The organism is Kribbella sp. NPDC051587 (assembly GCF_044453945.1).
Lineage (GTDB): Bacteria > Actinomycetota > Actinomycetes > Propionibacteriales > Kribbellaceae > Kribbella.
In genome coordinates, this window is sequence record NZ_JBITDE010000013.1 from 175,668 (window position 1) to 194,389 (window position 18,722).

General features: G+C 65.9%; 19 protein-coding genes and 1 pseudogene. 12 read left to right on the forward strand and 8 right to left on the reverse strand.

From position 1 onward, the window contains the following. Positions 1 to 59 precede the first annotated feature (59 nt). Positions 60 to 1,034, forward strand: a complete 975-nt coding sequence (locus tag ACIA49_RS34370; protein ID WP_396382260.1) for an aldo/keto reductase — start codon at positions 60 to 62, stop codon at positions 1,032 to 1,034. A 36-nt stretch (positions 1,035 to 1,070) separates the two neighbouring features. On the opposite strand, the gene ACIA49_RS34375 is transcribed toward ACIA49_RS34370, so the two are convergent. After that, positions 1,071 to 1,955, reverse strand: a complete 885-nt coding sequence (locus tag ACIA49_RS34375) for a LysR family transcriptional regulator (protein WP_396382261.1) — start codon at positions 1,953 to 1,955, stop codon at positions 1,071 to 1,073. A 140-nt stretch (positions 1,956 to 2,095) separates the two neighbouring features. On the opposite strand from ACIA49_RS34375, the gene ACIA49_RS34380 reads away from it, so the two are divergent. From ACIA49_RS34380 to ACIA49_RS34405, 6 genes are all read left to right on the forward strand, one after another. Further along, a complete protein-coding gene (locus tag ACIA49_RS34380; protein WP_396382263.1) occupies positions 2,096 to 2,695 on the forward strand; it encodes a DUF6318 family protein in 600 nt (199 codons plus the stop codon). A 173-nt stretch (positions 2,696 to 2,868) separates the two neighbouring features. Beyond that, positions 2,869 to 3,612, forward strand: a complete 744-nt coding sequence (locus ACIA49_RS34385) for a PKD domain-containing protein (RefSeq protein WP_396382265.1) — start codon at positions 2,869 to 2,871, stop codon at positions 3,610 to 3,612. A 136-nt stretch (positions 3,613 to 3,748) separates the two neighbouring features. Beyond that, a complete protein-coding gene (locus ACIA49_RS34390; protein WP_396382266.1) occupies positions 3,749 to 4,570 on the forward strand; it encodes a hypothetical protein in 822 nt (273 codons plus the stop codon). Further along, positions 4,567 to 4,878, forward strand: a complete 312-nt coding sequence (locus tag ACIA49_RS34395) for a hypothetical protein (protein WP_396382267.1) — start codon at positions 4,567 to 4,569, stop codon at positions 4,876 to 4,878. The genes ACIA49_RS34390 and ACIA49_RS34395 overlap by 4 nt, the downstream gene beginning before the upstream one ends. 119 nt (positions 4,879 to 4,997) lie before the next feature. Further along, positions 4,998 to 5,603: a DUF6318 family protein gene (locus tag ACIA49_RS34400; protein WP_396382269.1), complete on the forward strand. Its 606-nt coding sequence runs from the start codon at positions 4,998 to 5,000 to the stop codon at positions 5,601 to 5,603. A 473-nt stretch (positions 5,604 to 6,076) separates the two neighbouring features. Continuing rightward, positions 6,077 to 6,502 (forward strand): hypothetical protein, encoded by a 426-nt coding sequence (locus ACIA49_RS34405; protein WP_396382270.1) that lies wholly within the window; start codon positions 6,077 to 6,079, stop codon positions 6,500 to 6,502. Positions 6,503 to 6,689: 187 nt separating this feature from the next. Here the strand turns inward: ACIA49_RS34405 and ACIA49_RS34410 are convergent. From ACIA49_RS34410 to ACIA49_RS34435, 6 genes and pseudogenes are all read right to left on the reverse strand, one after another. Beyond that, positions 6,690 to 6,794: pseudogene (locus tag ACIA49_RS34410) on the reverse strand (AAA family ATPase); the annotation flags it as partial. 421 nt (positions 6,795 to 7,215) lie between these two features. Next, positions 7,216 to 8,049, reverse strand: coding sequence for an alpha/beta fold hydrolase (locus ACIA49_RS34415; RefSeq protein WP_396382271.1), 834 nt, complete (start codon positions 8,047 to 8,049; stop codon positions 7,216 to 7,218). A gap of 27 nt (positions 8,050 to 8,076) precedes the next feature. Then, positions 8,077 to 8,499, reverse strand: a complete 423-nt coding sequence (locus ACIA49_RS34420; protein ID WP_396382272.1) for a DoxX family protein — start codon at positions 8,497 to 8,499, stop codon at positions 8,077 to 8,079. Positions 8,500 to 8,583: 84 nt separating this feature from the next. Beyond that, entirely contained in the window at positions 8,584 to 9,429 is an 846-nt protein-coding gene (locus ACIA49_RS34425) for an ABC transporter permease (protein ID WP_396382273.1), read from the reverse strand. Further along, positions 9,426 to 10,391, reverse strand: a complete 966-nt coding sequence (locus ACIA49_RS34430) for an ATP-binding cassette domain-containing protein (protein WP_396382274.1) — start codon at positions 10,389 to 10,391, stop codon at positions 9,426 to 9,428. The genes ACIA49_RS34425 and ACIA49_RS34430 overlap by 4 nt, the downstream gene beginning before the upstream one ends. A gap of 103 nt (positions 10,392 to 10,494) precedes the next feature. Further along, on the reverse strand, positions 10,495 to 11,136 hold the full coding sequence (locus tag ACIA49_RS34435) for a PadR family transcriptional regulator (RefSeq protein ID WP_396382276.1): 642 nt from the start codon (positions 11,134 to 11,136) through the stop codon (positions 10,495 to 10,497). 385 nt (positions 11,137 to 11,521) lie between these two features. Here ACIA49_RS34435 and ACIA49_RS34440 point away from each other — a divergent pair, with 385 nt between their 5' ends. Together ACIA49_RS34440 and ACIA49_RS34445 are read left to right on the forward strand one after the other, a co-directional pair. Next, positions 11,522 to 12,292 (forward strand): SEC-C domain-containing protein, encoded by a 771-nt coding sequence (locus tag ACIA49_RS34440; protein ID WP_396382277.1) that lies wholly within the window; start codon positions 11,522 to 11,524, stop codon positions 12,290 to 12,292. Between the two features lie 2 nt (positions 12,293 to 12,294). After that, the gene (locus ACIA49_RS34445; RefSeq protein WP_391545782.1) at positions 12,295 to 12,708 is read left to right on the forward strand and encodes a hypothetical protein; all 414 of its coding nucleotides are present in this window, start codon (positions 12,295 to 12,297) and stop codon (positions 12,706 to 12,708) included. A gap of 4 nt (positions 12,709 to 12,712) precedes the next feature. On the opposite strand, the gene ACIA49_RS34450 is transcribed toward ACIA49_RS34445, so the two are convergent. Beyond that, positions 12,713 to 15,643 (reverse strand): BTAD domain-containing putative transcriptional regulator, encoded by a 2,931-nt coding sequence (locus ACIA49_RS34450; RefSeq protein WP_396382280.1) that lies wholly within the window; start codon positions 15,641 to 15,643, stop codon positions 12,713 to 12,715. Positions 15,644 to 15,816: 173 nt separating this feature from the next. On the opposite strand from ACIA49_RS34450, the gene ACIA49_RS34455 reads away from it, so the two are divergent. The 3 genes from ACIA49_RS34455 (at position 15,817) to ACIA49_RS34465 (ending at position 18,705) form a co-directional block, all read left to right on the forward strand. Then, on the forward strand, positions 15,817 to 16,632 hold the full coding sequence (locus tag ACIA49_RS34455) for a L,D-transpeptidase (RefSeq protein WP_396382281.1): 816 nt from the start codon (positions 15,817 to 15,819) through the stop codon (positions 16,630 to 16,632). A gap of 298 nt (positions 16,633 to 16,930) precedes the next feature. Continuing rightward, a complete protein-coding gene (locus tag ACIA49_RS34460; protein WP_396382283.1) occupies positions 16,931 to 17,773 on the forward strand; it encodes a hypothetical protein in 843 nt (280 codons plus the stop codon). Then, positions 17,770 to 18,705: a polysaccharide deacetylase family protein gene (locus ACIA49_RS34465; RefSeq protein WP_396382284.1), complete on the forward strand. Its 936-nt coding sequence runs from the start codon at positions 17,770 to 17,772 to the stop codon at positions 18,703 to 18,705. The genes ACIA49_RS34460 and ACIA49_RS34465 overlap by 4 nt, the downstream gene beginning before the upstream one ends. Positions 18,706 to 18,722 lie beyond the last annotated feature (17 nt).

The window sequence follows — 18,722 nt, forward strand, 5'->3', positions numbered from 1 at the left end:
TGAACTGAGTGGATTCTTCTGTTGGACAGGTCAGCATGGCGAGGAGGAGGTTGGGAGGTATGGAATTCACTCATCTTGGCCGGACCGGCCTTACTGTCAGCCGTATCTGCCTGGGCACGATGAACTTTGGGCCGCACACGAGTGTTGAGGACTCGCACGCGATCATGGATGCGGCCCATGAGAAGGGCATCAACTTCTTCGATACTGCCAACGGGTATGGGCGGTCGATCTACCCGGGTCGCACTGAGGAGATCGTTGGCGAGTGGTTTGCCAAGGATCCCAAGAACCGTGAGAAGACGGTGCTGGCGACGAAGGTCTATGGGGACATGGGGTCGGACTGGCCCAACACGAACAAGCTGTCGGCGCTCAATATCCGGCGCGCGCTCGACGCGAGTCTGAAGCGGCTGCAGACGGACTACGTTGACCTGTACCAGTTCCACCACGTCGACCGCGCTACGCCGTGGGACGAGATCTGGCAGGCGATCGAGGTCGCCGTACAGCAGGGCAAGATCCTGTACGCCGGGAGCAGCAACTTCGCTGGATGGCATATCGCGCAGGCGCAGGCGGCCGCGGCGAAGCGGAACTTCAATGGGTTGGTGAGCGAGCAGTCGATCTACAACCTGATCGTGCGGGATGTTGAGCGCGAGGTCTTGCCGGCGGCGCAGGAGTATGGACTCGGCGTGATTCCGTGGTCGCCGTTGCAGGGTGGGCTGTTGGGTGGCGTGATCCGCAAGGAGAACGAGGGCGTACGTCGTACTGAGGGCCGCGCGAAGGAGGCGCTGGAGCGTCTGAGGCCGCAGATCGAGCAGTACGAGGCGTTTGCGGATGAGCTCGGGCATGAGCCGGGGGACGTGGCGCTGGCGTGGCTGCTGCACCAGCCGGCTGTGACGGGGCCGATTGTGGGGCCGCGGACTATGGAGCAGCTGGAGTCCGCCGTACGGGCTGTAGATGTGAAGCTCGACGACAAGGCGCTGGCCAAGCTCGACGAGATCTTCCCGGGGTACAAGACCGCTCCGGAGGACTACGCCTGGTAGCAGGTGCGGACGGCCGTCGTACGGCGGCCGTCCGTTTTAGTGGACCGCAGTCGTCGGGAGCATGCCGAGCAGGGCGTCGGCGGCTAGGGAGGCGGCGGTGCCGGTGGGGACTGCTACGGAGACCTGCCACTCTGAGGCGCTGCCGGGAGTGAGCGGGACGGTGATGTGGTCGCCGCGCTTGGCTGCGATGCGCTCGGGGACCAGGGCCACGCCGAGGTTGTGAGCGACTAGGGCCAGGAGAGTGTGTACGTCGTTCACCTCGATCGTGACGGGGTGAGCGACGCCGGCGGTGGTGAAGGCGCGGTCGGAGATGGTGCGGGCACCCCAGGTCGGGTCGAAGTCGACGAAGGACTCGCCTGCGAGATCGTGCAGGGAGACTGGCCGGCCGGCGGACAGGCGGTGGTCGGGGGCGCAGACGAGGACCATGGGCTCGCGGGAGAGCGGGCGGAGGTCGAGGCCGTCGATCGGGTCGCCTGCGGTGGCAACGAACGCGACGTCGAGTCGGCCGGAGGCTAGCTCGTCGAGCATCGGGGTGGAGCCGCCTTGGCGGACCTCGATCTCGACGCCGGGGTAGGCGGAGCGGAACTTCGCGAGGACGGCCGGTACGTCGACTACGCCAAGGCACTGCTCGAGGCCGACTGTGAGGTGGCCGCGGAGCAGGCCCTGGACTGCTGCGACTGCGTCTTTGGCGGCTTCGGCGGCGGCGAGGGTACGGCGGCCTTCGCAGAGGAGGGCGCGTCCCGCCTCGGTGAGCTCGACGCTGCGGGTGTTGCGGACGAAGAGGGAGGCCCGGAGTTCACGCTCGAGCGCGCGGATCGACGCCGAGAGGCCGGACTGGGAGATGGACATCGCCTCGGCCGCCCGCGTGAAGTGCTTCTGCTCGGCGACGGCCACGAAGTGTTCCAAGTGCCTGAGCTCCATGACTCAGAAGTTTAGTCGATCGATACAACCTGATCTTCCTGCGTGGGTTGTCGCTGGGTTATCCACAGGTACGTCAACCGGGATCCCCGGCTGGCACCTCCTCCGTTTACGATCGTGTTGACTACGGAGAGGTGAACTCGGTGACCATCCGCAACAAATCGGCCTTCCTGGCGGCCGCCTGCTTCAGCGCGCTCCTCCTCAGCGCCTGCGGCCCCGGCAGCCCCGAAGCCGGCCGCCCCAACACAGCACCACCATCGGGGACCGCTCCTACTGCCCCCGGCAGCAGTTCGACGCCCACAGTTACGCCCACCGGTCCTCCCCAGCGCCCCGCAGCCGCCAACGGCCTAACGCTGCCCGCCGCCGACGCGTTCTACAGGTATTACATCGACCTCAGAAACTACGCAGCGAGGACCGGTGACACCGCGCCGCTGGTGGCCGAGAGTGAGGCCGGCTGCGAAGGCTGCAAGGAGTACATCGACTACGTCAAGAAGGTGAATGCCGCCAACGGCGGGATGACTGGGGAGTTCGACGAGAAGGTGAAGGACGTGTACCAGCTTGCCCGGGGTAGCACCGGTCGAGTTGGCGGCAAGGCCCTCCTCGCGGTTGGCAAGTACACGGTCAAGGAATCGCCCTCCGAGAAGCCGGCGATCGTCCAGCCTGCGGAGTACATCGACTCGATCGCGCTCTCCGCAAGTGGCGAGAACTGGGTCATGTACGAGACGGATCTGGCAGAGCAATGAGGCGGGGGCGGGTAGGCGCGGCGGTTCTGCTGACCTTGGCGGCACTCTCGTGGCCGATCGGCGCTATCGCTACTCCTGAGTCACGCCAGGACGACAACTCGGCCCTCCTGCTACCAGTTGCCCACGCCTCGAACCCGCCTGTCATTTCTGTTCAAAAGGGCAAAGAAGGCGCCATGGCGACCGGAAAACAGGTGAAACGAAATCGCCTCAACGAGGGTTCTACGACACCGAAGCAGAAGCCCAAGCATCGTCAGAAGCCGGCAGCAAACCTGAAAGGTCCGCTGAACCAGGACGGGAAACGGCCGCCGAGCAGCCGCCTCAAGCAGGGCGTGCGGTTGAACATTGGGATGTGCGGGCGAGTGCAGCCGGACGGTTCGGTGCCTGGACCTGACTGGTGTCAGCCGGTTGTGCCAGGGCAGCCTGACCGGCCGCAAGGGACGACCCCGCGGCCGGTGGTGAGACCGCGGCCGGAGGACGTTACGTGGGATCAGGTGTTTAGCGAGTCGAAGAATGTGTTGTTCAAGAAGCTGACGGTCCACGTCCAGCCGAAGGATCGGACCCTCGTCAACCAAGCAACAATCGTCTATACCGACAAGACAGGCGTTCTCACCTACCCGATCGAGATCCTGGGCTTTCCTGTCGTCGTGCAGGCGACGCCTTCTAAGTACACCTGGAGCTTCGGCGACCGGACGTCCAAGAGCACCTACTCCCCCGGGGCGCCATACCCGTCGAAGGAAATCACCCACAAGTATCTGAAACGTGGGCAGGTTGGCTTGTCGGTCACCGTTGAGTACGCCGCCAGCTTCCAGGTTGCCGGTGGACCCATTCAGTACGTCGGTCCCGTTCCGATCACTGGTCCCTCGACGCCACTGCAGGTCCGCGAAGCGGTACCGGTGCTCGTCGATCCGCCTCGTTGAGCGTGTAGGTGGTGGGTGATCCGCGGGTGAGGGTCACGCATCGAATAGCTGCAGTTATCCACAGATCTCAGATCTCGCCCCACAGGCCTGCTCGAACTCCTTACCTTCGAGGGAGGGTCTTGGGTCGGGAGGCGAGATGTCTGACAGGTTGGAGGATCTGCCGGAGCCGGCAGAGCTCTACGAGCGGCTCCGGCGGCATCATGGGTTGGATTGGGGTCGGCCGTTGCCTGACAAGGCTGCGATCGTGGCCGAGTCCGGGGTGCTCGCGACGCGGCGAGCCCTTGAACTGTTGTCCGGCATTGGCTGGCGTGACGCTGCGGCGTCAGCGGAGATTGCGGCGCTCGTAGGGCCGGGTGTGGAGCTCTACCAGTTGCAGCATCGGATCAAGTCACCACACTCGTTGGCCCGCAAGATCAAGAGCCTGACGGGGCGACGGCAACAAGCCCCAGTGATCGAGGATGCGCAGCGTTACACGGTTGCCGCCGCGGCGCACGATCGACTGGTCGAGGTTGCGGAACGGGCTGCACAACATCTGCTTCGCTACGGCTGGCTAGTGACCGCTGTGCGCAACTCGTATGTCGACGGCAGCCGGTACAAGGGTCTTCATGTCGCGACGCTCGATTCCCGGGGGCGGCGGATTGAGGTTCAGGTGCACTCCCGGACGTCGCTTGCCGTGAAGGAGGGGACCACCAAGCCCTACGAGATCGCCCGCAATCGGGATCTGTCACCACTGGTCCGCGAGCAGGCCCGCCTCGAAGCCGTCCGATTGACCGATGGCTTGGCGACGCCTCCGGGGCTCGCCGACCTGACAGAACTCGGAGGCTGCTCTGTACGCGTCGCGGGCTATGGTCTTGGCCGGGAGTCGCAGCGCTTCCGGCCCGGGTCGCCGGTCCCTGGGCAGACTGTCAACCGACCTATCGAAGAGATCAGAACGGCCAAGGAGGGACGAAAGCTGTGAGCCTGTACGTCGTCAAGGACGGGGAGCGGTTTCTTTGGGTGGCGGCTGTGCTGGGGGAAGAGGTGTATTGCTTCGTCCCCGACCTCGGGACCTTCCATCGCAACGACGGGCTCCGCGACGACTACTTCATGGATCGCGACCTGCACTACGAGCAGATCACGGTGGCACAGGCACAGGCACTGCTCCAGAGCGGACTGCAACCTCTCGATGCCGAGGTGATGGCGGACCACCTGGCCGAGTGGCGGGAAGAGGCGGGAGCCTTGGCTCCCGAACAGGTCTTCGCGAGCGTCGTCGCGGATCTACGCTGACGATCTCCAGCTGACCACTCCTCTCAGGACCGTTCAGTTATCCACAGGTGGCTCGACCGGTATCCCCGGCTGGTACGTCCTCCGTTTACGATCGTGTTGACTACGGAGAGGTGAACTCGGTGACCATCCGCAACAAACCGGCCTTCCTGGCGGCCGCCTGCCTCAGCGCGCTCCTCCTCAGCGCCTGCGGCCCCGGCAGCCCCGAAGCCGGCCGCCCCAACACAAGTCCGCCGCCGCCGGCCACCGCTCCGACCACCGGTAGCGGCAGTAGTTCGACGCCCACGACCACGCCCAGCGGCGCACCTCAGCGTCCCGCGGCCGCGAACGGCCTGACTCTGGGTGCCGCGGACGCGTTCTATCGGTACTACATCGAACTCGAGAACTACGCAGCCGCCACCGGCGATACCTCGGCGCTTCTCGACGAGAGCGACGCCGGTTGCGAGGGCTGCAAGGAGTACGCCGACTTCGTGGCGAAGGTGAATGCCGCCAACGGTGGGATCAGCGGAGACTTTCGCTTCAAGATCAAGGATGTCTCTCAACTCGCCCGCGGCTCGACGGGCAGAGTCGGCGGTAAAGCACAACTGTCGGTCGGCAGGTTCACGACGAAGGACACCCCCACGTCGAAGCCGATCATCAGTGAACCGACGAACTACGTCGACACGATTGCGTTGTCCGCGAGCGGTACGAACTGGGTCATGTACGAGATGGATTCGGCAGAGCAATGAAGGTCTTCCGGTGGGGATTCGTTGCCGTCGTCGGTATGTCCGTCGCATGGTGGCCGAGCCTGGCCCCAGCTGCGAACGTGCGGGTAGACGGCGGGCAGGTGCTTACTGAGCCTGTGGCCCACGTTTCACCACCACCGGTCACCGGCGGGAAGACTCACACCGGGTTGAGGGTCCATGGGACCAAGAACAAGCAGAACCGTCTACAAACCGGCCAACCGCCCGCGCGAGACAGTTCGAGCTCCCGCAAGAAGGCCCCTACAAGCCACGCAAACCTGCCCAAGAAGCCGCCGGCGAAGATCCTCAAGCAGGGTGTTCGGCTGAACATTGGGTTGTGTGGGCGGGTGCAGCCGGATGGTTCCGTGCCGGGGCCTGATTGGTGTCAGCCTGATGTGCCGGGGCGGCCTGTTGGGCCGGTGGGGACTACGCCGCGGCCGGTGGTGCGGCCGAGGCCGGAGGATGTTACTTGGGATCAGGTGTTTAGCGAGTCGAAGGATGTGTTGTTCAAGAAGCTGACGGTACATGTCCAGCCGAAGGACAAGACACTCCTCAACCAGGACACGATCGTCTACACGGACAAGACCGGCGTGCTCACCTACCAGGTACCGATTCTTGGTTTCCCTGTCGTCGTGAAGGCGACGCCTTCTAAGTACATCTGGAGCTTTGGCGACCGGACGTCCAAGACCACCTACTCCCCCGGGGCGCCATACCCCTCGAAGGAAATCACCCACAAGTATCTGAAGCGTGGGCAGGTTGGGTTGTCGGTCACCGTTGAGTACGCCGCCAGCTTCCAGGTTGCCGGTGGACCCATTCAGTACGTCGGTCCCGTTCCGATCACTGGTCCCTCGACGCCACTGCAGGTCCGCGAAGCGGTACCGGTGCTCGTCGATCCGCCTCGCTGAGTGTTCGCCATTTGACGCTCTTCGCTGCGTGTGCGCAGTGGGCCATCGACTGCACCGACCGTGCCGTTGTCCATTGGCTGCGGAGGTTTCGTCCGACACCGCTTGTTGGCGGTGCCGCGGATGTTGGTTTGCGTCGACACCGCTTCCGCGCCCGACGGGTGTCAGTCCGCTGCTTTGTGGGTTGGGCCAGACGGTAGGAGTCGGTGCCGGTCTCGAGGATGGTGCCGCCGAAGGTGAGTCCGTCGACGATGGCTGCGCATAGCCGGGGGTCGGTGAAGGTCTTGGTCCAGCCGCCGCCGCGGCGGTCGAGTTGCATGTAGCCGAGTTCGTCGACGCACAGCACAGGTCGACCCGGGAACGGTGACCGCATGCGACTACAGCCCGGAATCACTGGCCCTCCCGAGGTGCCTGGTCATGTGCTGCGCAGGGGTTCGGTGGGCGGTACTGAGGCGGTCCGGAGTGCGGGGTACGACCGACGACGGAGCCGATGAGCAGCGAGTAGGCCAGGTCGAGTCAGCTGAAGGCCAGGTCAGTACGACGGCGCGGCCTTGCGTGGCGACGAAGACGTTGGTGGCGAGCACGCCCAGGATCAGGCCTGTGATGCCGCCGACGACATCAACCTCGCCACCGCCTGTCCGCCCCGTGCCCCTGGCGCGACGAAGATCTGCTTGCGCGGTGACTAAACGGTCTTCCCGCACCACCTAGCGGGCCTCTCAGTGTTCGCTGCTGAAGAACCGTAGCAACAGTGGGCCGATGGTCTGTGGGTCGACGACGTGATCCGGCCCGTCGAGGGTCTCCCGTTGAGCGTGGGGTAGTAGGTCTGCAAGCTCGTCGGCTGCGCGGTCGAAGAAATCCGAAGGCAGGCCTGCCATGTAGGGGACCGTGATCGGTCCTCCGGTGGTGACCAGGGCCGGTTGGGTGACCGTTGCCAGTCGATCGGCCGGCAATTGGTAGCGGTTGTGGAAGACGCTGTCGTGGACCAGCGTGGGCGCGAGGGCGACCGAATCCGCCCAATGCGACGTTTGTTTGCCGACCGCTTTCCTGGCCGCGATGTTGTCGTCGGAAGCGCCGGACAGGCGCATGAACAGTTCGAGAACCTCCTCGTCTCGCCCGGCGTCGAAGGCGCGTCGGGTGTCCGCGACGTACTCCTCGAATTGCTGGCGGATGTCGTCCCCGACCGCGTAGGGCACCTCCCACACGGCGATCGTGTCGATGGCTGACCCGGCCGCGGCCGCTTCCAGCGCCAGCGCGCCACCAGAGGACGCCCCGAACAGGTGTGCCGAGCCACCCGCCTCCGCGATCAACGCATCCAGGTCCTCGATCTCTCTTTCCACGGCGTACGGCTCGGTGAAGCCGCTCGCGCCGCGTCCCCGACGCGCATAGTTGTAGACCGTGAAGTGCTCGGCGAGAGCCGGCGCCAAGGGAGCGTTCTCCACCCCCTCGTCGAGTGCTCCGCCCACCAGAATGACGGCCGGACCGCTTCCCTTCCGGTCGTAGGCGATGGTGGTGCCATCGTTTGATGTCACGCGAAAGGCCATCTCGTTCATCTCACATCTCCCTTCGAGAGGTTTGTCTCAGCGCCTGAGCAGCGTGCCGACGACGGCCTTGGTGCGCGACCACCGCGCCCTTGCGATCACGGCCGCCACGACGAGACATGCGAGCGGCAGCCAAGGGCTCTGCTCGAGCACGAACAGATCGGTGATGACAGCACCGGTCAGCAATGCCGCCAACCCGAGACTGGCCAGGCCCGCCAGAGCCGGGATCAGAAGTCCGACCCCTCCCGCGACCTCCAGCGCTCCGACCAGGTACCGGAGCCACTGGCCAGCCCCGATGTCGGCGAACATGTCCACCATGACCGGGTCGCCGGCGAGCTTCGAGATTCCGCCGCCGGCGATGATCGCCGCCAGCACGACGTGCAGAATCCAGACCCCGATGCTGCTCGCCCGCCCGGGCGTGTGCGCAACGGTTTCCGAGTCGTTCTTGGGGATGGTGCTCATTCGGCTCTCCTTGTCGTGTCCGGGTGATGGCTTTTGCCGGGTTTGTCGGAGTGGATTTGGACCAAGTGCTCGCGGTAGCGGCAGCTACTTCTTGTTGCGGTAGAGGACCATGGTGATGGGACCGAAGACCGCGACGAGAAGTACCGACGAGACGAGCACCCAGCCGATTTCCCCGGCGGGCACCGAGCCGGCCATCAGGCCGCGTACCACGGTCGCCAGGTGGGTGATCGGGTTGACCTCGACGACCGCCTGCATCCACCCGGGCATCGTCTTCGGGTCCACGAAGATGTTGCTCGCGAACGTCAGCGGGAACATCACCATCATGCTGACCCCCGCCACCGAGTTCGGCGTGCGCAGGATCAGGCTGAGCATCGTCCACAGCCACGACAGGCAGAACGAGAACACCAGCAGCAGCACCACCGAGAGCACCACGCCGACGGCGCCGCCCTCCGGCCGGAACCCTAGGACCAGTCCGAGCGTGATCACGATCGCCGACCCGATCGAGTAGCGCATCACATCGCCGAGCAGGGCGCCGACCAGCGGCGACGGTCGCCACACCGGAAGTGACCTGAACCTGTCGAACACCCCCTTCTGGATGTCGGTGTTCAGCGTTATGCCGGTGTTCATGGTGATCATGACGTTCGCCTGCACCAGGATCCCGGGCAGCAGGAACTGCAGGTACTCCTGAGTCGACCCCGCGAGCGCGCCACCGAACAGGTAGGTGAACATCAGTGTGAACATGATCGGGAACATGGTCACGTCGACGAGCTGCTCCGGGACGTGTTTGATCTTCAGCAGAGCGCGCCAGCCGAATGTCAACGAGGTGCGCACCGGGCCCGGGCGAGACGGCCGCTCACCGGCCAACAGCACGCTGCGCAGCGCGTCCTCAGTGACCGGCGCCGATCCCTGCTCCGCGGACGTGGCGGTCATGCGGCATCCTCCTCGGGTGTCTCCTCGGCGGCGTGTCCGGTCAGGGTGAGGAACACCTCGTCCAGGCTCGGCTGACCGAGCGCGAACTCGGTAACGTCGATGCCGCTGCGGGACAGCTCGGCCAGGGCGCGGGCTACCCGCTCGGGGTCGGAGATCCGCGCGGACAGCGCGGCCGGGTCGGCGGACGGTTCGGCCGGCACCTCGAGGACGCCGGCGAGGACCCGTTCGGCCTCGGTTCGCTGCTCGGGCGCACGGAGCCGTACGTGCAGCGAGCCGGCGCCGACCGATGCCTTGAGCTCGCCGCTCGAGCCCTCGGCGATCACCTTCCCGTGGTCGATCACCGCTATCCGGTCGGCCAATTGGTCGGCCTCGTCGAGGTACTGCGTGGTCAGCACCACGGTGGCGCCCTCGGCGACCATGCCCCTGACGATCTCCCAGACCTGGTTCCTGCTGCGCGGGTCGAGCCCGGTCGTGGGCTCGTCGAGGAAGATCAGTTCGGGAGTGACGACCAGGCTCGCCGCGATGTCGATGCGCCGGCGCATCCCTCCGGAGTACTTCTTCACCTGCCGGTCGGCCGCCTCGGCAAGACCGAACGCGTCGAGCAGGTCGGTCGCCCGCTCCCTGCCTCGGCGGCGTGAGTAGCCGAGCAACCTGGCGAGCAGCAACAGGTTCTCCAGCCCGGTGAGGTCCTCGTCGACCGACGCGAACTGCCCGGTGAGGCCCACCCTGCTCCGCACCGCCCGGGCGTCACGCACGACGTCGTAGCCGAGCACTTGCGCCTCTCCCGCATCGGGGCGCAGGAGCGTGGCCAGCATGCGGATCGTGGTGGTCTTGCCCGCCCCGTTCGGACCGAGCACGCCGTACACGCCCCCCGTGCTCACGGCCAGGTCCACACCGGCGACCGCGTGGGTCGTGCCGAAGCTCTTCTTCAACCCTCTCGTCTCGATCGCGAACTTTCCCATGGGTTCGATTCCTTCTCTCGGTGTTGCGAACGGATTGGTTAACTAGTCAAATTTGATTACTCGGCCAGAGTAAGCGGAGGACGAAACATCCAGTCAAGGTTGCTTAGGAGCGCATCTTGAGGTGACCGGGGACCGTTTGCCACGAACCCGGATCATCGGCCATGGCGTACGCGCCCTCAGACAGTCGCTTGCTCAGGCTCCTCGCCCACTCCAGTTCGGTGCGTGCCTGTCCCACCCACAGTTCGACCTGATCGCGGACGTGCTCAGGGGCGTCCCGATTGGGGTGCTCCCGCCACTTGGCCTGCACTACGAGCTCCGCTTCCAGGCGCGCGACCCGCTCGTTAACCTGCGCGATGGCATCCACCCGGGTCAGCATGGGCAACATGGCGATGGACGCGTTGAGCATGTCCGGGTCATGGGTGCGCCGCAGACCATCACGGACCAGTTCGACCATCTCGTTACGTCCCCGAGTAGTCGCGCGGTACAGAACGCGCTCTGGCCCGGAGTTGCCCGGCTCGGCGTGTTCGGTGAGAAGGCCATCAGCCGCCGCCTTCTTCAGTGCGTGATAAATCGAGCCGGGCTTGATCTTGGCCCAACTCTCCGCACCCCAGCCCTGCAGTTCGGATCGCACCTGGTAGCCGTGCGCGCCGCCGGAGAGATGCACGATACCGAGCACCAGGAGCTTCGTCGCCGACGTGCGCCCACCTCCGCTCGACCCTCTCGTCTCGATCGCGAGCCTTCCCATGGGTTCGATTCCTTCTCCCGTGTTGCGCATGGATTGGTTGAGCTAGTCCAGTTTGACTACTTGGCCAAAGTACACGGGCAAGAACCGTCTAGTCAAGCTTGATTAGAAGCGCATCTTGAGGTGATCGGGGACCGTTCGCCACGAACCCGGATCATCGGCCATGGCGTAGGCGCCCTCAGGCAGTCGCATACTCAGGCTCTTCGCCCACTCCAGCTCGGCGTCGCAACGTCGGAAAACACGCTGACCACGTACTGCGCGTCTTCGGACGTCCGCGTTCGCGCGCTGGACTGTCCGGTCGGAGTCCGGGCGCCTTCGGTTGGTGTGGAGAGAATCGTCGACCTTGAGCACGGTTCGGTCATCCAGGCCCGGAGAAAGTGGTCGATGGGTGCTCAAGGTGGCAACACAGCGGGCAGCCGGAGGCGGAGGCTACGACGACGAAGACTCGCTGCCTGACGGTGCCTCCGATGTGATGGCGCGGTGGTGTGCAGCCGAGGCGCGCGAACGACGGGGTGAGTACGTGGAGGCGCTGATCCTGTACTCGCAGGGGTTCGAACTGCTGTGTGAGGAGGAGAAGCGCGACTCGGGGTGGGCACGATTGCTGCTCAACGCCCGGCGGCGGATGAGGCAGGCGCTGGGTATCGAGTTGGACAGCCTCGACCGGAGGGGTGAGATGGGAGTGGTCGAGAGAACCAACCTGTACTTCGACGCGCTGGACATCCTGCGGGAACCGCAGGTCAGCCGTGGGCAGGTCCACGTCTGGAGCCGGTCTGAGCTCGTTGGGGCGCACGAGGTCTGGCCTGTGCGTATCAGCCTCGACAGCATCACGGACTACTACCACGATGTCGAACGCGTATTGCGCCGGCACAACTCGCCGGTCCTTGTCATGCACCGGTCTGTTCGCTTCTTCTACGACCGAGCCCTGGAAGCTCAGCCACTGCTGGAGGTGCCTGGACAGACCTTTACGTCGATCAAATGGCCCCGGGACGACGCCACCGGGGTTGCGTGGCCGCCGGGACGCAACCAGCCATGCTGGTGTGGGTCCGAGATGAAGTACAAAAGGTGCTGTGGCGCGGCGGCGTTGCGGAGTGAGGCCGACCTGGGTTGGGGTCTTATCTGGTTGCGGGCGGGGGCGGGGTTGGCTGTCTGTAGGGTGTGAGCATGGCGGATGAGTTTCGGGTTGAGGTCGTGCTGGGGAACGAAGAGCACGGGTTGACGTTCTGGGATCGGTTGCGGGCGCTCGATCTGGATGACGATGCGCGCAAGCGGCTCGGGAACCAGGTGACGGTGACGCGGGACGGGAACCGGATGCTGCTGTACACGCAGACGCTCGAGGATGCGCTGGAGGCGGAGCGGACCGTCAAGGAGCTTGTTGCCGGGGACAACCTCACGGCGGAGTACACGGTGACTCGGTGGAACGCGGCCGAGCAGGAGTGGACGGATCCGAGCGTGCCGGTGGGTGCGCATGACGAGGCGAGTGACGAGGCGAAGAACGCAGGCATGGAGGTGCCGGATCCCCGGTACGTCGTGCTGCAGGCGTACAAGCCGGAGTTCCTGCGCGACCTCGGTCTCTGACCGCCTAGACCGGTACGTAGCCGGTCCGCTGCCGGATGGTGTCGGCGGCGGATTGGTGTACGGCGGCCTGTTCGGGGTGGCCGAGTGAGCGGTAGCAGTCGGCGAGCAGAGCGTTGGCGTGGTACTGGCCGACGGCGTACTCGACCGATTCGAGTTCGGCCAGGGCGGTGAGGCCGAGTTCGAGAGCGCTCTCCGGGTTTCCCATGCGGAAGAGGCAGACGGCTTGCCACATGTGGGTGTCCGCGAGGATGGTGCCGTAGCCGGTGGCGCGGGCCATGACTTCGACCTGACCGAGGTGCGCGTGGGCGGCCGGGAGGTCGCCGGCGGAGAGGTGGATCTCGCCGAGGACGAGGCGGCTGAAGCACTCGTGGTACGACGAGGTGACCTCCAGGCTGAGGTTGAGTGCCTCGGTGGCGTGGGCCAGCGCGGCCGGGTAGTCACGCCGGGAGCGATCCAGTTCGGCGAGTGAGTTGCGCCAGCTGATCAGGTCCAGGCGGTTGCCACCGGGCGGCAGCGCCATCTCGGCCGCGGCTTTGTCGTACTCGCCCAGGTCGGTGTACGCGGCCGCGAGGTTCACGCGGGCGACCCAGCCCTGGCCTGACAGGCCCAGCTCCAGGCTCTCCGTCGCACAGGCGATGCACTCTCGGAACTGACCGAGATGCAGGTGGTTGAGCGACTGGTTCAGCAGCGCGACCGGCAGCCGGTCGAGCTCTCCGAGAGAACGGAAGAGCGCGATCCCGGCCGCGAGCAGCTCGGACGACTTCCGTAGCTGACCACGGTCGTTGTAGCTGAGGCCGAGATTGCACAGCAGCGCCGCTTCTCCCACCGAGAAACCGCTCTCTCGATACAGCTCCATTGCACGGGTGCTGTGCTCTGTTGCGCTCGTCGCGTCGCCCGTGATCCGCGCGAGCACGCCCCGCGCGTGCTCGATCGCCCCGCGGCCCCGAGTGTCCGGAGCAGCCGCGGCGCCGAGTTCGACCAGGTTGCGCCAGATGCTGATCAGGCTGTGCTGGTAGAGATACGGGCGAACGATGTCAGCGATCAGCCAGACGATCTCGGCCGGCCCGATCCGCAGGGCCTCAGTCGCGAGCGCCTCGAGGTTGGCGAGCTCCGTCTCCAACCAGGTCTCCGGGTCCGCCGGGACAACGCCGTCGTACGACGTGATCGGTAGCCGGACCGCGGCCGGGTACAACGCGCTGATCGCGGCGTTCGCCGTACCGACATACCAGCTGCACAAGGCGTTCCAGGCAGCGAGGTCGGGCGTCGCGAGCAGGCCGGCGTACTCCTTGACGAGGTCGTGCATCAGGTAGCGGCCGTCGGCGACCGGCTCCAGGAAGCTGGCGGCTTCGAGGCTGGAGAGCGCTATCTCGTGATCTCCACCGATCAGCGCCGCGGCCGCATCGCAGCCGAACTCGGCACCCGGGAACTGGGCCAGCAGGCGGAAGCCACGCTGGACTGAAGGTTCGAGGAGTTCATACGACGTCTGGAACGCCGCGCTGACCGCGACATCGTCGTCGATCGTGAGCGTCGGCAAGGCTCCGGCGGAACGCATCCGGGCGAGGTACTCCGAGACCGAGCCGCGCGCCGCATTGGCACCGGCGATCCGCAGCGCCAGCGGCAGACCGGAGCAGGCAGCAACCAACTCGCGCACAGCATCGTCATCAGTTGCTTCGAGCAACAGACTGATCAGCGTCGCACTGTCGGCGTCGGTCAACGTCGAGACGCGCAAACCGATCGCCCCGTCGAGCGCGATCAGGCCACCCAGAGCACTCCGGCTCGTCACGATCACCGCGCTGCCAGAACGACCCGGCAGCAGCGGACGGACCTGAGCGGCATCCCGCGCATCGTCGAGCACCAGGAGCACTCTCCGATCGGCCAGCCGGGCACGAAACAGCGCAGCCCGATCGTCCAGGTCGTCCGGGATCACCGACGGATCGACACCAGAAGAGCGCAAGAGCTCAGCCAGTACGTCGCCCGCGCGGCGCGGCTGACCCGACGCCCCTCGCAACCGGACGAACCATTGACCGTCGGGGAAATCCGCGGCCAGCTGATGCGCGACGTGAACGCAAAGAGCGCTCTTTCCGACTCCCGGAGCGCCTGAAAGGACCACGACCGGTACGCCGTCGGTCGCGGACACGAGCTTCGCCACCTCAGCCACCAGATTGTCGCGGCCGACGAGCTGGCGGATATCGAGCGGGAGCTGGTTCTGCCGATGCCAGTCGTCGGGCGGCGGGGCCAGTTCCAGTGCGGAGGTGAGGATCGCCTGGCGGAGTTGACGCAGTTCGTCGCCCGGGTCGAGCCCGAACTCGTCGGCGAGGCGCGCGGCGATCGCGTCGTACGCCGAAAGTGCGTCAGCCTGCCGGCCGCAGCGATAGAGCGCGATCATCAGCAGTCCGCCGAGCCGTTCTCGCAACGGCTCCTGGGCTGCCAGCGACACGAGCTCCGGCAGTACGTCCGCGTGGTCGCCGCGCGCCAGCCGGGCGTCGTAGTACTGCTCCACAGCGGAGAGCCGTTCCTCGTTGAGTCCGGCAGCAACATGCGGATCCAGAGAGAGCGCTTCCCCGCGCCACTGATCGAGAGCGTTCCGCAGGTGCTCGACCTGCCGCCCCGGATCAGCGGCGGCCTTGGTCACGGCGGAGCGGAAGGCGACGAGGTCCGCCGGTTCGGCGGTCAGCAGATAGCCCTGACCACGGGTCTGCAGCACATCAGGGCCGACGATCTCGCGGAGACGCCGTACATAGGTGTGCAGTGACGCCTTGGGATTCGCGGGCTGATCGTCCTCGGGCCAGAGGCGGTCGATCAGTTCGTCCACCGAGACGACCCGGTGGGCACGCAGGAGCAGTGTCGCCAGCAGCGTCCGCAGCCGGGGCGCGAGTGCAGGGATCGTCCGTCCGTCGACGACGATCTCGAGCGGCCCGAGGACGCGGAACTCCATCGGCACAGTCTGGCAGGGCGGCAGCTCGCGATGGGGCCCTTGACAACGGTTCGGTGACGGGAGAGCGCGATCCCGCGACGCTGAAACCCCGGAGGACTAATCTCAGCGGGTCGCTGCGCGCTCACTCGGCGTGGTTCTGCAACTCTTGAAGGTGCTCGAGGGAGAGGGGAATCATGTCTCGTCGACATGGTCTGGTAGCCGCTGCAGTCGTTCTGTCCATCGTTCTCGCGGGCTGCTCGGATGTGGCCGCCAGCGAGACCAGTAGCCAGTCACCCAGCGCCGGCGGTACGACGAGCGCTCCCCCAGCCAGTACACCGACGCCCACCGCCACGCCGACGGCCAATCCGACCACGGCGAAGCCGACCACGAAGCCCACGGTCAAGCCGAAGCCGAAGAATCCGCACAACGCGCAGTACTACGCACTGAAGGTGGAGCAGAAGCTGGAGAAGCTCGGCTACCCGGTCGGCGACGCCGATGGCGACATCACGGTCCGGGGCCGCCAGGCCTTGTGTGCTTGGCGTGAGACGAACGGTATGCCGATCAGCCGCAAGGGCCTGACGCTCGACGAGGCCTACTCCGTGATCAACGCGACCGCGAAGCCGACGCCGACCAAGGCCGACGGCATCTACGTCAACAAGACCTGCCAGGTGCTCTACCAAGTCGTCAACAAGCAGTACAAGCGGATCGTCTGGATCTCGACCGGCGCTCCCGGCTACGACACCCCGAACCGCACCGGCAAGGTGTGGCGCAAGTACGCCGGCGCGCACGAGAGCAGCCTCTACGAGGACGCCTACATGTACGACTCGCTCTACTTCCTCAAAGATCGCCCGGGAATCGCTCTCCACGGATCTCGCGTGAACTCGCTGATCAAGCCGTACCCGGCCAGCCACCGTTGCGTCCGCGTCCTGCGCCCGCAGATCCACCAGATCTTCGCCGACACCCCGATCGGTACGACGGTGTCGGTCTACGGCAAGTACCTGTACAGCTGAAAACGTGGTTTGAACTGCGGTTTCACTGTCTCGACGTCTCGCCTTCCGTCGGGCATCGCCGGTCCGGGATGGAGGAGCTTGCCTCGTCCTCCGCGATTTCTGATCGCTTTCCGTGTCCGATCGACTACATTAGGTGATCGACCGGGTGCAGAAAACCGCTCGGGCGCTACTCCTGAAAACCGAGCTCCGCGTGCTGAAACAAACCCGTGGTCTTCTCGTCCTTGCCGCCGTTTCGGCCTTGACCGCTTGTAGCGACACTCCGATCGAGACAGCGGAAGCGAAACCCCCTTCCCGAGCCGTGGCAATCACCACCCCGTCGCCACAGCCGAAGCCGCAGCCGAAGCCGCCGGTGCAACTACCCCGTGGTGGGCGTCGGCTGTTGCCCGACCACCAACTGGTCGCGTTCGTGGGCGCACCTGGCTCGCCGGCTCTCGGACCGCTCGACAGCAACCTCGACGAGCGCGCGTCCCGCCTCGAACGCCTGGCGGCGTCCTACCGCGGCGGCCGTACGGCGTTGCCTGTGCTGGAGCTGATCGTCGTCACCGCACAAGGGGCCGCCGGCAACGACGGCAAGTATCGCTCCCGGATCAGCCCCGCGGCCATCGACCGCTACCTGGCCGTGGCGCGCCGGCACAAGATGTTGCTGATGCTCGACGTGCAGCCAGGCCGGGCGAAACCGCTCGACGAGATCAAACGCCTGGAGCCGTGGCTGCGTCAGCCCGATGTCGGGCTCGCGGTCGATCCCGAATGGGAGGTCGGACCCGGACAAGTGCCGGGACGGGTCTTCGGGCGGACGACGGGAGCCGAGCTCAACGCGATCGCGGCGTACTTGTCCGGTCTGGTCACGACGAACCGGCTGCCGGAGAAACTGTTCGTCTTCCACCAGTTGTCGAAGCCGATCGTGCGAGCGGAGCAGTCAGTGCGCCCGTACGCCGGTGTCGTCACCACCAAGTCGGTCGACGGGATCGGCACGCGTGGTCAGAAGATCTCGACGTACCACGGACTGACCAAGTCACTGCCGAAGGGCATCCATACCGGTTTCAAGCTCTTCTACCACGAAGACACCCGGCATGGCGCGCTCATGACACCACCCGAGGTGCTGGCCCTCACCCCGCGGCCCGAACTGGTGGTCTACGAATGAACGTCATCCCCCGGCGGACCTTTCTCGGCTTCGCCATCGCTGCCGGCGTCACGGGATGCGCCGATACCGGCCCGGACCCGACGCCCGTCGTTGTCGAGCAGCAGGCAGCCCCGCCGTCCAGGCCGACCGCCAAGCCTGGCAAGCCCGACAAGGCCAAGCCACCCTTCACCGGCTTGGTTCCGGTCCTGATGCATCACCGCCTGGTCCGCGCCGACGCCGGAAGCTACGACATGACGCCGCAGTTCTTCCGCGCCGAGCTGGACCGGCTGCGTCGCGAGAGCTACTACCCGATCCGCACCATAGACCTTGCCCGCGGCAACTTCACGGCCGTTCCGGCCGGGAAGCGACCGGTCGTCCTCACCTTCGACGACAGCAGCCCGGGCCAGTTCGCGGTGGACGCCGGCGGCACCGTCCATCCCGCATCGGCCCTGGGGATGATGCTCGACTTCCACGCCGACCACCCGGACTTCCCCGCGATCGCATCCTTCTACATCACCAAGAATCCCTTCGGCTATCACGGTCCCGAAGCCGTCCGCGCACTCCGCAAGCTCGCCGAGCTCGGCTGCGAGATCGGCAACCACACCCTCAGCCACCCGAACCTGCACACACTGACCGACGCCGAGGTCCAGGCCGAAATCGGCGGTCTCTCAGGACTCGTCACCGCCGCCGGCCTCCCGGCGCCAAGGACCTTGGCGCTACCCCTGGGCGTGCACCCCCGAAACCGCTCCCTCCTCGCTCACGGTGGTTCCGGACGTACGGCGTACCGCAACGAGGCCGTCCTGCTCGTCGGAGCCAACCCGTCCCGATCCCCCCAAGGCAAGGGCTTCGATCCGATGGCGATCCCCCGGATCCGGTGCAGCTCGCACGACGGAGGACGCGCCGACCTCGAGCTGAACTACTGGCTCGACCGGCTGAAAGGCGGTCTCCACTGATACCGGTTCGCTCATGC

What these genes read in the sequence shown, in the direction of transcription:
- ACIA49_RS34445 (WP_391545782.1), top strand. Translation starts at nt 12,295, where the DNA reads ATGGCGGATGAGTTTCGGGTTGAGGTCGTGCTGGGGAACGAAGAGCAC.
- ACIA49_RS34430 (WP_396382274.1), bottom strand. Translation starts at nt 10,391, where the DNA reads ATGGGAAAGTTCGCGATCGAGACGAGAGGGTTGAAGAAGAGCTTCGGC.
- ACIA49_RS34420 (WP_396382272.1), bottom strand. Translation starts at nt 8,499, where the DNA reads ATGAGCACCATCCCCAAGAACGACTCGGAAACCGTTGCGCACACGCCC.
- ACIA49_RS34435 (WP_396382276.1), bottom strand. Translation starts at nt 11,136, where the DNA reads ATGGGAAGGCTCGCGATCGAGACGAGAGGGTCGAGCGGAGGTGGGCGC.
- ACIA49_RS34370 (WP_396382260.1), top strand. Translation starts at nt 60, where the DNA reads ATGGAATTCACTCATCTTGGCCGGACCGGCCTTACTGTCAGCCGTATC.
- ACIA49_RS34385 (WP_396382265.1), top strand. Translation starts at nt 2,869, where the DNA reads ATGGCGACCGGAAAACAGGTGAAACGAAATCGCCTCAACGAGGGTTCT.
- ACIA49_RS34455 (WP_396382281.1), top strand. Translation starts at nt 15,817, where the DNA reads ATGTCTCGTCGACATGGTCTGGTAGCCGCTGCAGTCGTTCTGTCCATC.
- ACIA49_RS34425 (WP_396382273.1), bottom strand. Translation starts at nt 9,429, where the DNA reads ATGACCGCCACGTCCGCGGAGCAGGGATCGGCGCCGGTCACTGAGGAC.
- ACIA49_RS34415 (WP_396382271.1), bottom strand. Translation starts at nt 8,049, where the DNA reads ATGAACGAGATGGCCTTTCGCGTGACATCAAACGATGGCACCACCATC.
- ACIA49_RS34390 (WP_396382266.1), top strand. Translation starts at nt 3,749, where the DNA reads ATGTCTGACAGGTTGGAGGATCTGCCGGAGCCGGCAGAGCTCTACGAG.
- ACIA49_RS34375 (WP_396382261.1), bottom strand. Translation starts at nt 1,955, where the DNA reads ATGGAGCTCAGGCACTTGGAACACTTCGTGGCCGTCGCCGAGCAGAAG.
- ACIA49_RS34450 (WP_396382280.1), bottom strand. Translation starts at nt 15,643, where the DNA reads ATGGAGTTCCGCGTCCTCGGGCCGCTCGAGATCGTCGTCGACGGACGG.
- ACIA49_RS34465 (WP_396382284.1), top strand. Translation starts at nt 17,770, where the DNA reads ATGAACGTCATCCCCCGGCGGACCTTTCTCGGCTTCGCCATCGCTGCC.